Raw genomic sequence first — 16,671 nt, forward strand, 5'->3', positions numbered from 1 at the left:
CGGAATTGTTAATTCCGGTCGGTCAGCCATTGCTGAACGGCTTCCGCCGCCAAGGCCGCGTGATCCTCCATCATCGTGAAGTGGTCGCCGGGGACATTCACGGCTGCATGAGCCGGACCCCATGCCGACGATTCCGGCGCGCTTGCCGCCGAACCGCCTTCCGCGGAAGTCGGGAACGACTCCGTGGCCTCGACGGACAGCACCGGGGCGGCGATCGGCGTGGGATGCCAGTCCATGAACAGGCGCATGTAGGCGCCCATCGCGGTCAGCCTGGCCTCGTCCACCGCGCCGAACATCTTCTCCCGCTCGAACATCTTGCCCGTGAGCGTCGTCTGGATCCAAGGCAGCGCTTCACCACGCGGCAGATAGGTGTCCAGCAATACGACGGCGGCCGTCGCTATTCCCCGCTGCTCCAGCCGCTGCGCCACGGCGTGTGCGATCCAGCCGCCCGACGAACGGCCCACGAGGGCAAAGGGCTTGTCGCCGGAGCACCGCAGTACGGCCTCCGCCTGCATTTCCACGATGGCGTCGATATTCGCGGGGAGGTATTCGCCCTTGACGAATCCGGGTTCGGGCAGGACGGTGACGTCCCGGCGCCCCCGGAAGCTCGCGGCGAAGCGCGCGTATTCGCGTGGACCGGAGATGGCGACGAGGGACGGGAAGCAGATCAGCTGCGGTCCCGTATTCCCCTTGGAGAGCCGCACCAGCTTCGGCGGGTTCTCCAGCTCCGCAGCCGTGCGGAACGACGGCCGCAGCCGCGAGGCGGCCATGAGCAGTTGGGTGCCGGCGACCGACTCCCCGTCCGCGAGCGCCTGCCGGAACAGGCCCTCGACGGTCGACCCGGACTCCGTGCGCGCGGGCGCCGGAGCCCCCGGGGCCGGCGCGGCGCCGTCCGCCGCCGCGCCCGGCTGCCCGCCGGTCAGCTGCGAGCGCAGATGGTCGGCGACCGCCTCCGGCGTGCCCTGGTCGAAGAGCAGCGTCGGCGGCAGGCTCAGGCCGGTGGCCTGGTCGAGCCGGTTGCGGATCTCCACGGCGGTCAGCGAGTTGAGCCCGAGCTCCAGGAGGGACTGCCCTGGTTCGACCGCGTCCGGTGTGGCGTGGCCGAGCACGGTCGCCACGTGCGTGCGGACCAGGTCGAGCACGGCCTTCGCCTGCTCGGCCGCGCCCAGCCCGGCGAGCCGCTGGGCGAGCGACGGCCCGGCCGGGGCCGCGGCCTCCGCGGCCCGCCGGGCCGGGACCCGGACCAGGCCCCGCAGCAGCGGCGGCACCGCACCGGAAGCGGCCTGGGCGCGCAGGGCCGGGAGGTCCAGCCGTACGGGCACCAGGACCGCCTCGTCCACCGCGCCCGCGGTGTCGAGGAGGGCGAGGCCCTGCTCGGAGGTGAAGGCGGCCACACCCGCGCGGTTCATCCGCTCCACGTCGGTGTCGGCCATCTGCCCCGTCATGCCGCTGCGTTCGGCCCACAGGCCCCAGGCCAGCGAGACGGCGGGCAGCCCCTGGGCCCGGCGCTGCTGCGCGAGGGCGTCGAGGAAGGCGTTGGCCGCCGCGTAGTTGGCCTGGCCGGCGCCGCCGAAGGTGCCCGAGGCGGAGGAGAACAGCACGAACGCCGACAGGTCCATCCCCGCGGTGAGTTCATGCAGGTTGAGCGCGCCGTCCACCTTGGGGCGCAGGACCGCGTCGACACGGTCGGGGGTCAGCGACTCCACCACACCGTCGTCGAGCACACCGGCCGCGTGCACCACACCGGTCAGCGGGTGCGCGGCGGGGATCGAAGCGAGCAGCGCGGCGAGCGCGTCCCGGTCCGCGGCGTCGCACGCGGCCCAGGTCACCGTGGCGCCCAGGGCCGTCAGCGCCGCCTCCAGCTCCACCGCGCCCGTGGCCTCGCGGCCGCGGCGGCCGGCCAGCACCAGGTGCCGTATGGCGTGCGCGGACGCCAGGTGCCGGGCGACCAGGCCGCCGAGCACGCCGGTCGCGCCGGTGACGAGCACCGTCCCCTCCGGCCCGCCGAACACCGTCCTGTCGTCCACGTCCGGGGTGGCGGGCACCCGGGCGAGGCGGGGCGCGAAGACCCCGCCGTCCCGGACGGCCAGCTGCGGCTCGCCGGAGGCGAGCGCCTTGGGCAGGGCGGTGAACGACGCGTCCTGGCCGTCGAGATCGAGCAGGACGAACCGGTCCGGGTGTTCGGACTGCGCCGACCGCACCAGGCCCCACACCGCGGCGTGCGCCGGGTCGGTCAGCTCCGCACCGGCCCGCACCGCCACCGCGCCGCGCGTCACCAGCACCAGCCGGGACCGTACGAAGCGCTCGTCGCCCAGCCAGGACTGCACCAGGCCGAGCGCCCGGTGGACCGCGCTGTGCACGGGGGCGCCGGAAGGCCGCGTGTCACAGGGCACGAACACGAGGTCCGGGGCGGTGCCGTCCGGGGTGAGCCCGTGGCGCAGCGCGTCGAGGTCCTCGTACGCGGTGACCGGCGCCCCCGCCGACTTCAGTGCGGGCAGCAGCTCCGAACCGTCACCGCCGAGCGCGGCCCAGCGGGTCGCGCCCGCCGGGGCCGGCCCGGTGGGGACGGCGGTCCAGTCGAGGCGGAACAGCGCGTCGTGGAAGGCCGTGTGAGCACCCTTCAGCTGCTCGGGGGCCACCGAGCGGACGGCGAGGGAGGCCACCGACGCCACGGGGCGCCCGGTGGCGTCGGCCACCGTCACGGACACCGCGTCGGTCCCGGCCGGTGCGAGCCGGACCCGCAGCGCGGCGGCTCCGACGGCGTGCAGGGCGACGCCTTCCCAGGCGAAGGGGAGGCGGATCCGCCCGGCGCCCGTTCCGTCGTCCGGCTGCTGGAGGAAGCCGCCGAGGGCCATCGCGTGCAGCGCGGCGTCCAGGAGTGCGGGGTGCAGGCCGAAGCGGGCCGCGTCTTGCGCCTGTTCCTCCGGCAGCCGGACCTCGGCGAAGACCTCCTCGCCACGGCGCCAGGCGGCGCCCAGGCCCTGGAAGACGGGCCCGTAGCCGAGGCCGGTGGCGGCGAAGCGCTCGTAGAGGCCGCGGACGTCGACCGGCTCGGCGTCCGCCGGGGGCCAGACGTCCAGGGGCTCCCGGTCGGCCGGGCCGTGGGCGGCGAGGACACCGGTCACATGACGGACCCACTGCGGGTCGGCGTCCGCGGGCGCGCCCTCCGGCCTGGAGTACACGCTCACGCGGCGGCGCCCCGCCTCCCCGGGCCCGCCGACGACCAGCTGGAGCTGGACGGCGCCGTGCTCGGGCAGCACGAGCGGGGCCTCCATGGTGAGCTCCTCCACCCGGTCGCAGCCGACGGCGTCGCCCGCCCGCAGGGCGAGTTCCACGAAGGCGGTACCCGGCAGCAGGACGGTGTCCGCCACCGCGTGATCGGCCAGCCAGGGGTGCGTCTTCAGGGACAGCCGGCCGGTGAGGAGGAACCCTTCGGAGTCCGGCAGCGGCACCGCGGCACCCAGCAGCGGGTGTCCGGCGGCGTCGAGCCCGGCCGAGGAGACGTCCCCGGTCCCGGCGGCCGGCTCCAGCCAGTACCGCTGCCGCTGGAACGCGTAGGTCGGCAGCTCCACCCGGCGCACGGTCCGGCCACCGGCGGCGGGCACGGCGGCCCAGTCGACCGGCACGCCCCGCACATCGGCGCGGGCCAGCGCCTCCAGCAGCGTCGCGGTCTCAGCACGCCCGGCGCCGAGCACCGGTGCGAACACCGCGTCGGTGCCGTCGGGCAGGCACTGCCCGCCGAGCGCCGAGAGCACGCCGTCCGGGCCGAGCTCCAGGAAGGTGGTCACACCCTCGTCGGCGAGCCGCCGGACGCCGTCGGCGAACCGTACGGCCTCGCGGACGTGCCGCACCCAGTAGTCGGCGGAGCACAGCTCCTCCGGCGCGGCGAGGTTTCCGGTGACGTTGGACACGACCGGGATCCGGGGCCGGTCGTACGTCAATTCCCGTGCCACAGCCATGAATTCGGCGAGCATGGGCTCCATCAGCAGCGAGTGGAAGGCGTGCGACACCCGCAGCCGACGGGTCTTGCGCCCCCGCTCCTCGAAGCGGGCGGCGACCCGCAGGACGGCGTCCTCGTCGCCGGAGACCACCACCGACGAGGGGCCGTTGACGGCCGCGACGCTCGTCCGCCCGTCGAGCAGCGGCAGCACCTCGTCCTCGCCCGCCTGCACGGCGACCATGGCACCGCCCGCGGGCAGCGCCTGCATCAGCCGGCCGCGGGTGGCGACCAGCAGGGCCGCGTCCTCCAGGGACAGCACTCCGGCGACGTGCGCGGCGACCAGCTCACCGATGGAGTGCCCGCCCACGAAGTCCGGGCGTACGCCCCAGGACTCCACGAGCCGGAACAGCGCCACCTCCACCGCGAACAGCGCGGCCTGGGTGAACGCCGTCCCGCCCAGCGCTTCTTCGTCACCGCCCCAGACGACCTCGCGCACCGACCCTGCCATGTGCCGGTCCAGCTCGGTGACCACGGCGTCGAAGGCGGCGGCGAAGACGGGGAAGGCGCCGTACAGCTCGCGGCCCATGCCCACGCGCTGGCTGCCCTGCCCGGTGAAGAGGACCGCCAGCCTGCCCTCGGCCACGGACCCGCGCACCAGGCCCGGCGCGGAGCGGTCCTCGGCCAGGGCCGTCAGCGCCTCGGCGAAGCCCGCACGGTCCTCGGCCAGCACCACGGCCCGGCAGTCCAGTCGGGACCGGGTGGCCGCCAGGGAGTACGCGACGTCGGCGGCGGCCGCGCCGGAGCCGGGCCCGGCGAGCGACAGCAGCCGCAGCGCCTGGCCGCGGAGCGCGGCCTCGGACCGGCCCGACACCACCCACGGCAGGAGGCCGCCGTCGGCGGTGTCCGCGACGGGCTCCACCGGTCCGGCCGGTGCCTCCTCCACGATGACGTGGGCGTTGGTGCCGCTGATGCCGAACGAGGACACACCGGCCCGGCGCGGCTCCGCGCCCTCGGGCCAGGGCACCGTCTCGGTCAACAGCCGTACGGCTCCGGCCGTCCAGTCGACGTGCGGCGACGGCTCGTCCACGTGCAACGACCGCGGCAGCACGCCGTGCCGCATCGCCAGCACCATCTTGATCACACCGGCGACACCGGCGGCCGCCTGGGTGTGCCCGAGGTTGGACTTCACCGACCCCAGGAGCAGCGGCCGGTCCTCGGCGCGCTCCTGGCCGTAGGTGGCGAGGAGGGCGCCCGCCTCGATCGGGTCGCCGAGCGTGGTGCCCGTGCCGTGCGCCTCGACCGCGTCGACCTGCTGCGGCGTCAGCCGGGCGCTCGACAGCGCCTGGCGGATCACCCGCTGCTGGGCGGGGCCGTTGGGGGCGGTGAGGCCGTTGCTCGCGCCGTCCTGGTTGACGGCGGAGCCGCGCACGACCGCGAGCACGGGGTGCCCGTTGCGGCGTGCGTCGGAGAGCCGCTCCAGCAGCAGCACGCCCGCGCCCTCGGAGAAGCCGGTGCCGTCGGCGGCGGCCGCGAACGGCTTGCAGCGGCCGTCCGGGGCCAGCCCGCGCTGGCGGCTGAACTCGATGAACGAGCCCGGCGTGGACATCACCGTCACGCCCCCGGCCAGGGCGAGGGTGCACTCGCCCTGCCGCAGCGCCTGCGCCGCCAGGTGGAGGGCCACCAGGGACGACGAGCACGCCGTGTCGACGGTGACGGCGGGGCCTTCGAGCCCGAAGGTGTAGGACACCCGGCCGGAGACGATGCTGCCGGCGGCCCCCTGGCCGAGCCCGTAGTCGTGGTACATCACACCGGCGAAGACACCGGTCCGGCTGCCGCGCACGGTCTCCGGGTCGATGCCCGCACGCTCGAATGCCTCCCAGGACGTCTCCAACAGCAGCCGCTGCTGCGGGTCCATCCCCAGGGCCTCGCGCGGCGAGATCCCGAAGAACGCCGGGTCGAACTCCCCCGCGTCGTGCAGGAATCCGCCGTCACGGGCGTAGCTCCTGCCGGGCGCGTCGGGGTCGGGGTCGTAGAGATTCTCCAGGTCCCAGCCTCGGTCCTCCGGGAAGCCGGACACCACGTCACGGCCGTCGGAGAGCAGCTGCCACAGCTCCTCGGGGGAGGTCACCCCGCCGGGGTAGCGGCAGCTCATGGCCACGATCGCGATCGGCTCGTCGTCGGTGACAACGGCCGCGACGGGCGGCGCGGCCGCGGCGGCGGCACCCGATCCGAGCAGCTCGGACCGTATGTACCGGGCGAGTTCGGCGGGCGTGGGGTAGTCGAAGACGAGCGTGGCGGGCAGCCGCAGGGCCGTCTCGGCGTTCAGCCGGTTGCGCAGCTCGACCGCGGTCAGCGAGTCGAAACCGAGCTCCTTGAAGGCGCGTCCGGCCTCGATGTCCCGCGCGTCGCCGTGCCCGAGCACGGCGGCCACCTGGGTCCGTACGAGCTCCAGCAGCACGGCGTCCCGCTCGGCCTCGGGCAGCCCGGTCAGCCGCCGTTCCAGCGGCGAGCCGTCGCCGGACACCGCTTCCACCGCCCGCCGCGCGGGGGCCCGCACGAGGCCCCGCAGCAGCGCCGGTACGGCGCTCCCGGAAGCGGCCCGGGCACGGAGGGCGGCGAGGTCCAGCCGTACGGGCAGGAGCACCGCGTCGTCCGCGCTCCCGGCCGCGTCGAACAGGGCCAGGCCCTCCGCGGACGACAGCGCGGTGACGCCGCCCTGCCGCATGCGCCGCACCTGCCGGTCACCGAGGTGCCCGGTCATGCCGCTGCGCTCGGCCCAGAAGCCCCAGCCCAGCGACACCGCGGGCAGGCCCTGGGCGCGCCGGTGCCCGGCGAGGGCGTCCACGAAGGCGTTGGCCGCCGCGTAGTTGGCCTGGCCCGCGCCACCGATGGTCCCGGAGACGGACGAGAACAGCACGAACGCCGACAGGCCGGAACCGGCCGTGAGCTCGTGCAGGTTGAGCGCGGCGTCGACCTTGGGCCGCAGCACCGCGTCCAGCTGTTCCGGGGTCAGCGACTCCACGACCCCGTCGTCGAGGACACCTGCGGCGTGCACGACACCCGTCAGGGGGTGGCCGGCGGGCACCGACTCCAGCAGGGCGGCCAGCGCGGCGCGATCGGCGGCGTCACAGGCCGCGACCGTCACGGAAGCACCGGCCGCGGTCAGCTCGGCCTCCAGCTCGGCGGCGCCCTCGGCGTCCCGCCCGCGACGGCCGACGAGCAACAGGTGCCGTACACCGTGCTCGGCGACGAGGTGACGGGCCACGAGGCCGCCCAGCGTGCCGGTCGCGCCGGTCAGCAGGACCGTGCCTTCGGGGTCCCAGGAGAACCTCTCCTCGGAGACCGCGGCACGGGCCAGCCTGGGTGCGAATACGTCGCCTCGACGCACCGCGAGTTGCGGCTCGTCCGTGGCGAGGGCGGCGCGCAGCACGTCGGCGGGCGCGTCGTCGTCCACGTCCAGCAGCACGAAGCGGCCGGGGTGCTCGGACTGCGCGGAGCGCAGCAGGCCCCACACGGCGGCCGCCGCCGGATCCTGTACGTCGTCGCCCGTACCCGCCGCGACCGCGCCCCGGGTCAGCACGACCAGCCGGGCCGCCGCGAACCGCTCGCCGGCCAGCCACGACCGCACCAGCTCCAGCGCCCGGTGCAGCGCGCCGCGTACCCCGGCGGCGTCCATGGCGGCGGCCGGGGCGAACGAGGCGAACACCGTCCCGGGAAGCGGCTCGCCCGCGGCCACGGCCCGGTCCAGCGCCCCCAGGTCGGGGAGGACGGCCGCGCCGGGGAGGACGTCGCCGCCCAGGGCGGCCCAAGAGGCGACGGCGGTTTCCGCCGGAACCTCGACACGGGCCCAGTCCACCCGGAACAGCGCGTCCCGCGCCACCCCGCGAGCGGTGCCCAGCTGCTCCGCCGAGACGGGCCGGGTCACCAAGGCGTCGACAGAAGCGACGGGTTCGCCGCTCGCGTCGGCCACCAGTACCGACAGCCCGCCCCGCCCCGTCGGCGACAGGCGCACCCGCAGCGCGGTGGCACCGGTGGCCCGCAGGGACACACCGTTCCAGACGAACGGGAGGCTGGGCCGGGTCCCCTCGCGGTCGTCGGCACCGGCGCCGGCCGCCACGGCGTGCAGGGCGGCGTCGAGCAGCGCCGGGTGGACACCGAACCTTCCGGCCTCCGCGCGCTGCTCCTCCGGCAGGGCGACCTCGGCGAAGACGTCGTCGCCACGGCGCCACACCGCGCGCAGCCCCTGGAACGCGGGCCCGTACCCCAGGCCCGCCTCGGCCAACTGCCCGTACAGACCGCCGGTCCCGACGGGCTCGGCACCGGGCGGCGGCCAGGCGGCCAGGCCGCTCGCGCCCACCGCTCCGGCGGCACCGGATGCTTCGGGGACGAGCATGCCGGCGGCGTGCCGCGTCCAGGGCTCGTCGGAGGCGTCGTCGCTCTCCGGCCGCGAGTACACGCCCACCGACCGGCGGTCGGTCCCGTCCGGCGCGCCGACCACGAGCTGTACGTGGACGGCACCGTGCTCGGGCAGCACCAGCGGCGCCTCCAGGGTCAGTTCCTCCACCCGGTCGCAGCCGACGGCGTCACCGGCCCGCAGCGCGAGCTCGACGAACGCGGTTCCCGGCAGCAGCACATGACCCAGCACCGTGTGATCGGCGAGCCACGGGTGCGACTTCAGGGACAGCCGGCCGGTGAGCACCGAACCATGGGCGTCGGCCAGCGTCACCACCGCGCCCAGCAACGGGTGTTCCGTCGCGCCGAGCCCGGCCGAGGTCACATCGCCGGGAGTGGCGGCCGAGGGTTCGAGCCAGTAGCGCCGGTGCTGGAAGGCGTAGGTGGGAAGGTCGACCTGCCGGACGCCCGCGAAGAGCGGGCGCCAGTCGACGGACGCACCGGCTGTGTGTGCTTCGGCGAGGGAGGTCAGGAAGCGGTCGAGGCCGCCCTCGTCACGGCGGAGGGAGCCGACGGCCGAGATCTCGACGTGCGCGTCCTCGGCGGTCTGCTGGATACCGACCGTCAGCACGGGGTGTGCGCTGGCCTCGATGAAGATGCCCAGGCCGTCGGCCAGCATGCTACGTACGGTCTCGTCGAAACGGACCGTCTGACGAAGGTTGCGGTACCAGTACCCCGCGTCCATGACGGCCGTGTCGATCAACTCAGCCGAGACCGTGGAATAGAACGGCACCGAAGAGGAACGCGGCTCGATCCCGGACAGGATCTCCAGCAGCTCGCCCTCGATCCGCTCCACATGCGCGGAATGCGAGGCGTAATCCACCGGAATCCGACGAGCGCGGACCTCATTCGATTCACACGTGGCAAGCAGCTCGCCCAGAGCGTCTACATCGCCCGAAACCACCACTGCGGACGGGCCGTTCACCGCAGCAACCGAAAGACGGTCGCTCAGCAGCGCCTCGACCTCACCGACAGGCAAGGAAACCGAGACCATCCCACCCTGACCGGAGAGCGCCAGCAACGCCTTGCTCCGCAGCGCGACCACCTTCGCCGCATCGTCCAGCGACAGCGCACCCGCGACGCACGCCGCGGCAATCTCGCCCTGCGAGTGACCGATCACGGCCGCGGGCTCAACACCGTACGAGCGCCACAACTCCGCCAGGGAGACCATCACCGCGAACAACGCAGGCTGGACAACATCCACCCGCTCAAGCAACGCCGCGCCACGCAGCACATCGGTCAACGACCAGTCCACATACGGCGCCAGCGCAGCCTCACACTGAGCAACCCGCTCCGCAAAGACCGGCGAGGCATCCAACAGCCCCGCCGCCATCCCCACCCACTGCGAACCCTGACCCGGGAAGACAAGCGCCACCCGGCCGCCCGTGCCCGCGACACCGCGCACCATGTCCGGCGTGCCGAGGCCCTCCGCCAAGGACGTCAGACCGGCTCGGAATTCCTCCGCGTCTCGTCCCAGCAGCACCGCGCGGTGTTCGAAGGAGGAGCGCGCGGTCACCAGCGACGCCCCCACCTCCGCCGCCGTCAGCTCCGGCCGGCCCGTCACATGCGTCAGCAGTCGTGCGGCCTGTGCCCGAAGCGCCGCGTCCGACTTGGCCGACAGGACCCACGGCAGCAGGCCGACGACAGGCTCGGCGGTGTCCGGCTCGACCGCCGGCTCGGGTGCCTGCTCCAGTACGACGTGGGCGTTCGTACCGCTGATGCCGAACGAGGACACGCCCGCACGGCGCGGCCGCTCCGCCTCCGGCCACGGCACCGACTCGGTGAGCAGCTCGACCGCGCCGGCCGACCAGTCGACGTGCGGCGACGGCTCGTCCACGTGCAACGACCGCGGCAGCATGCCGTGTTGCATCGCCAGCACCATCTTCATCACACCCGCCACACCGGCAGCCGCCTGCGTATGACCGATGTTGGACTTCACCGAGCCCAGCAGCAACGGACGATCGTCCGCCCGCTCCTGGCCGTACGTCGCCAGCAGGGCCTGCGCCTCGATCGGGTCGCCCAGCGTCGTACCCGTACCATGCGCCTCCACCGCATCGACATCCGCAGCAGACAGACCCGCACTCGCCAACGCCTGCCGGATCACCCGCTGCTGCGAAGGACCATTCGGCGCCGTCAAACCATTCGACGCACCATCCTGATTGACAGCCGAACCACGCACCACAGCCAGCACCTTGTGCCCGTTGCGACGCGCGTCGGACAGCCGCTCCAGCAGCAGCACACCCGCGCCCTCGGAGAAGCCCGTGCCGTCCGCGGCGCCCGCGAACGCCTTGCAGCGGCCGTCCGGGGAAAGCCCGCGCTGACGGCTGAACTCCACGAACAGGCTCGGCGCCGACATCACGGTCACACCGCCCGCGAGCGCCAGCGTGCACTCGCCCTGGCGCAGCGCCTGCGCCGCCAGATGCAACGCCACCAGCGACGACGAACACGCCGTGTCCACCGTGACCGCCGGACCTTCGAGCCCGAAGGTGTACGAGACGCGGCCGGAGACGATGCTTCCGGCGCTGGGGTTGCCCGGTCCGCCGTCCGGGCCCTGCTGGAGCCCGTAGTCGTGGTACATCACGCCGGCGAAGACACCAGTACGGCTGCCGCGCACGATTTCCGGATCGATGCCCGCACGCTCGAACGCCTCCCAGGACGTCTCCAGCAGCAGGCGCTGCTGCGGGTCCATGGCGACGGCCTCGCGCGGGGAGATCCCGAAGAACGCCGGGTCGAAGTCGCCCGCGTCGTAGAGGAATCCGCCTTCGCGGGCGTAGCTCTTGCCGGGGGTGTCGGGGGTGGGGTCGTAGAGCTCCTCCACGTTCCAGCCACGGTCCTCGGGGAAGCCGGAGATCGCGTCCCCGCCCTCGGCGAGCAGCTGCCACAGCTCCTCGGGGGAGGTCACCCCGCCCGGGTAGCGGCAGCTCATGGCCACGATCGCGATCGGCTCGTCGTGCGCGGCCCGTGCCGGGGCCGTGCCCGTGGAACCGGTACGGGTGCCCGCCAGTTCCCGCTTGAGGTGCCGGGCGAGGGCGGTGGGGCTGGGGTGGTCGAAGACAAGGGTGGCGGGGAGCCGCAGACCGGTGGCCGCGTTCAGGCGGTTGCGGAGCTCCACGGCGGTGAGGGAGTCGAAGCCCAGCTCCTTGAACGCCCGCCCGGCTTCGACTGAGTCCGTCCCGGCATGGCCGAGCACGGCGGCCACATGGGTGCGGACGAGCTCCAGGAGCAGGGTGTCCCGCCCGTTCTCCGACAGGCCGGCGAGCCGCTGCTTGAGCGGCGAGTCGCCCGTGCCGTCGGCGGCCGTGTCGACCGCGCGCCGCGCGGGTACGCGGACGAGTCCACGCAGCAGTCCCGACACCCCGCCGGTGAGGGCGCGGGCCCGGAGCACGGGGATGTCCAGGCGCACGGGCAGGAGGGCCGCTTCGGCCACGGTCCCGGCGGCGTCGAACAGCGCGAGGCCCTCTTCCGACGTCAGCGGGGTGATGCCGCCCTCACGCATGCGCCGGACGTCCTCGTCGTCGAGGTGTCCGGTCATGCCGCTGCGCTCGGCCCAGAAGCCCCAGCCCAACGAGACGGCAGGCAGGCCCTGGGCGCGCCGGTGTGCGGCGAGGGCGTCGAGGAAGGCGTTGGCCGCCGCGTAGTTGGCCTGGCCGGCGCCGCCGAACGTACCGGCGGCGGAGGAGAACAGCACGAACGCCGACAGGTCCATTCCCGCGGTGAGTTCATGCAGGTTGACCGCGGCATCGGCCTTGGGGCGCAGGACCGCGTCGACGCGGTCGGGGGTCAGCGACTCGACCACGCCGTCGTCGAGCACACCGGCCGCGTGCACCACGCCGGTCAGCGGGTGCGCGGCGGGGATCGAGGCGAGCAGCGCGGCGAGCGCGTCCCGGTCCGCGGCGTCGCAGGCCGCGACGGTCACGGACGCGCCCAGGGCCGTCAGCTCGGTCTCCAGCGCGGCCATGCCGTCGGCGGCCCGGCCGCGGCGGGAGGCGAGCACCAGGTGGCGCACGCCGTGCCGGGCGACGAGGTGCCGGGCGATCAGGCCGCCGAGGGTGCCACCGGCGCCCGTCAGCAGCACCGTGCCGTCCGGGGTCCAGGAGAACCCGCCGCGCGAGCCGTCCTCCTCGACGGCGGTCCGTACGAGCCTCGGGGTGTGCGGGGTTCCCCGGCGCACGGCCGTCTGCGGCTCGCCCGACGCCACGGCGGCGCGCAGCGCGTCGACGGCCGTCCCGGGGGTGTCCACGTCGACGAGGACGAACCGGTCCGGGTGCTCGGACTGGGCGGACCTGATCAGGCCCCACACCGCCGCCGACGCCGGGTCGCCGACCTCGTCGGCGGCACCGGCCGCGACCGCGCCACGCGTCACGATCACCAGCCGCGACCCGGCGAGCCGCTCGTCCGCGAGCCATTCCTGGACGAGGCGCAGCGCCTGGTGGGTCACGGCGTGCACGGCGTCGGAGAGGCCGGACGCGTTCGGCGCGATCGGTGCCAGTACCGCATCGGGGGCCGGGGCGCCGTCGCCGATGGCGGCCACCAGGGAGGCCACGTCGGGGTAGGTGGCGATGTCGGCACCGGCGCTGTCGCCGATGGCGGCCCAGGTCCCGGCGGCCACCGGCGTCCCGGCGGACCGGGCCTCGCTCCAGGTCACGTGGAACAGCGACTCGTGGAAGGCGTTGCGGGCGGCACCGATCTGCTCGGCGGACACGGGGCGTGTCACCAGCGCGTCCACCGAGGCGACCGTCGCACCGGTGGCGTCGGTCACCAGCAGGGCGACCGCTTCCGTGCCCGGGGCCGGGGACAGTCGCACGCGCAGCGTGGACGCGCCCGTGGCGTACAGCGACACCCCGCTCCAGACGAAGGGCAGGCTCGGCTGCCCGGCGCCGTCGCGGGCATCGCCCGAGGCCATCGCGTGCAGGGCCGCGTCCAGCAGCGCGGGGTGCAGGCCGAACCTGCCCGCGTCCTGCCGCTGTTCGTCCGGCAGGACGACCTCGGCGAACACCTCGTCGCCGCGCCGCCAGACCGCGCGCAGCCCCTGGAAGACCGGGCCGTACTCCAGGCCGATCCCGGCGAGCCGCTCGTACGTCCCGGCCGTCTCGACCGCTTCCGCACCCTCCGGCGGCCAGACGGCGAGGCCCTCCGGGGCCTCGGCGGTGGCCGCGCCGGTCACGAGCACACCCTTGGCGTGCCGGGTCCACGGCTGTTCCGGCGCGTCCCCCGTCTCTTCCAGCCGGGAGTAGACGCTCAGGGCGCGCCGCCCCGACGCGTCCGGTCCGCCGACCGCCAGCTGCACCTGTACGCCACCGCGCTCCGGCAGCACCAGCGGCGCCTCCAGGGTCAGCTCCTCGATCCGGTCGCATCCGACGGAGTCCCCGGCGCGCAGCGCGAGTTCGACGAAGGCCGTGCCGGGCAGCAGGACGGTGTCGGCGACGGCGTGGTCCGCGAGCCAGGGGTGCGTACGCAGCGACAGCCGTCCGGTGAGCAGGAACCCTTCGGCGTCCGCCAGGGCCACGACCGCGCCGAGCAGCGGGTGGTCGGCGGTGCCGAGGCCGAGCCCCGCCGCCGTGCCCGCGGTGGCCACCGAGCCGTCGGCCTCCAGCCAGTACCGCTCCCGCTGGAAGGCGTACGTGGGCAGCTCGACGCGACGGCCACCGGAACCGGTGAAAACCGCACGCCAGTTGATGCGGACACCGGCTGTGTGTGCTTCGGCGAGGGAGGTCAGGAAGCGGTCCAGGCCGCCCTCGTCACGGCGGAGGGAACCGATGGCGGCGGCAGGTGTGCCGACGGCCTCGGCGGTCTGCTGGATACCGACGGTCAGCACGGGATGCGCACTGGTCTCTACAAAGATCCCGACACCGTCGGCCAGCAGGGCACGTACGGTCTCGTCGAAACGCACCGTCTGGCGAAGGTTGCGGTACCAGTAGCCCGCGTCCATCACCGATGTGTCAATCAACTCGGCGGAAACCGTGGAGTAGAACGGCACCGAGGACGAACGCGGCTCGATCCCCTTCAGGATCTCCAGCAGCTCACCCTCGATCCGCTCCACATGCGCGGAATGCGAGGCGTAATCCACCGGGATACGACGAGCACGGATCTCGTTCGTCTCACACGCAGCCAACAGCTCGTCAAGAGCCTCCGCATCACCCGAAACCACCACTGCGGACGGGCCGTTCACAGCCGCGACCGAAAGACGGTCGTTCAGCAGCGCCTCGACCTCACCGACCGGCAGGGAAACCGAGACCATCCCGCCCTGACCGGAGAGCGCCAGCAGCGCCTTGCTCCGCAGCGCGACCACCTTTGCCGCATCGTCCAGCGACAGCGCACCCGCCACACACGCAGCAGCAATCTCACCCTGCGAATGACCGATCACCGCCGCAGGCTCGACACCGTACGAACGCCACAACTCCGCCAGCGACACCATCACCGCGAACAACGCAGGCTGGACAACATCCACCCGCTCAAGCAACGCCGCACCACGCAGCACATCGGTCAACGACCAGTCCACATACGGCGCCAGCGCAGCCTCACACTGAGCAACCCGCTCCGCGAACACCGGCGAGGCATCCAGCAGCCCCGCCGCCATCCCCACCCACTGCGAACCCTGACCCGGGAACACCAGCACCGGACGGTCCGCGGTGTGCACCACCGCGCCCTCGGCCAGTCCGGTCGTGCCACGGCCCTCCGCCAGCGCGGCCAGGCCGTCGAGGAATCCGGCGCGGTCCTCGGCGACCACCGCCGCACGCCGCTCGAACGCGGCACGCGTGGTCGCCAGGGAGAGGCCGACGTCCGCGGCCGAGAGCTCCGGGCGCTCCTGGACGTACGCGAGGAGGTGTGCGGCCTGTGCCCGGAGGGCACTCTCGGACTTGCCGGAGAGCAGCCAGGGAAGCGCGGTGGACGGCTCGCCGTCGCGGTCGGCCTCGGCGGCCTCGTCCAGCGGCGGCTGTTCGAGGATGATGTGGGCGTTGGTGCCGCTGATGCCGAAGGAGGACACACCCGCGCGACGGGGCTCCTCGCTCTCCGGCCATGCCTGTGCCTCGGTCAGCAGGCGCACGGCGCCCGCCGACCAGTCGACGTGCGGGGTGGGGGCGTCCACGTGACGGGTCTGCGGGAGCAGACCGTGGCGCATCGCCAGCACCATCTTCATCACACCGGCGACGCCCGCGGCGGCCTGGGTGTGGCCGATGTTGGACTTGACCGAGCCGAGCCACAGCGGCCGGTCGTCGGCGCGGTCCTGGCCGTAGGTGGCCAGCAGGGCCTGCGCCTCGATCGGGTCGCCCAGGGTCGTGCCGGTGCCGTGGGCCTCGACCGCGTCGACCTGCTTGGCGGACAGCCGGGCGCTCGCCAGGGCCTGGCGGATGACGCGCTGCTGCGACGGGCCGTTGGGGGCGGTGAGGCCGTTGCTGGCACCGTCCTGGTTGATGGCGGAGCCGCGGACGACGGCGAGCACGGGGTGTCCGTTGCGGCGTGCGTCGGAGAGCCGCTCCAGCAGCAGCATTCCGGCGCCCTCGCCCCAGCCGGTGCCGTCGGCGGCCGCGGCGAACGGCTTGCAGCGGCCGTCGGGGGCCAGCCCGCGCTGGCGGCTGAACTCGACGAAGGTGCCCGGGGTGGACATCACGGTGACGCCGCCCGCGAGGGCGAGGGTGCACTCGCCACGGCGCAGCGCCTGGCTCGCCCAGTGCAGGGCCACGAGGGACGAGGAGCAGGCCGTGTCGATGGTGACGGCGGGTCCTTCGAGTCCGAAGGTGTACGCGACGCGGCCGGACGCGACACTGCCCGCGGTGCCGTTGCCGAGGTAGCCCTCGACGCCGGCGGGCACGGAGGTGAGCCCGGATCCGTAGTCGTGGTACATCACGCCGGCGAAGACACCGGTCTTGCTGCCGCGGATCCCGGCCGGGTCGATCCCGGCCTGCTCGAACGCCTCCCAGGAGGTCTCCAGCAGCAGCCGCTGCTGGGGGTCCATGGCGAGGGCCTCACGGGGCGAGATCCCGAAGAACGCCGGGTCGAACTCGCCCGCGGCGTGCAGGAAGCCGCCTTCCCGGGCGTAGCTCTTGCCGGGGGTGCCCGGGTCGGGGTCGTACAGCCCCTCGACGTCCCAGCCGCGGTCGGTGGGGAACGTCGAGATGGCGTCCTCACCCGCGGATACGAGCCGCCACAGGTCGTCGGGGGTCCGTACGCCGCCCGGGTAGCGGCAGCTCATCGCCACGATGGCGATCGGCTCGCGGTCGGCGGACTCCACCTCCTGGAGGCGTTCCCGCGTCTGGTGCAGATCGGCGATCGCCCGCTTG

1 protein-coding gene and 1 pseudogene are annotated in these 16,671 nt (G+C 74.1%); both read right to left on the reverse strand.

Annotated elements, in window-relative coordinates:
* Positions 1–8 precede the first annotated feature (8 nt).
* Complete coding sequence (locus DXZ73_RS40555) at positions 9–770, reverse strand: thioesterase domain-containing protein (RefSeq protein WP_425315906.1); 762 nt, start codon at positions 768–770, stop codon at positions 9–11.
* A 132-nt stretch (positions 771–902) separates the two neighbouring features.
* Positions 903–16,661 (reverse strand): annotated as a pseudogene (locus DXZ73_RS09100) (type I polyketide synthase); the annotation flags it as partial.
* Positions 16,662–16,671 lie beyond the last annotated feature (10 nt).

Origin of the sequence: Streptoverticillium olivoreticuli subsp. olivoreticuli (assembly GCF_003391135.1) — a bacterium.
Taxonomy (GTDB): Bacteria; Actinomycetota; Actinomycetes; order Streptomycetales; family Streptomycetaceae; genus Streptomyces; species Streptomyces blastmyceticus.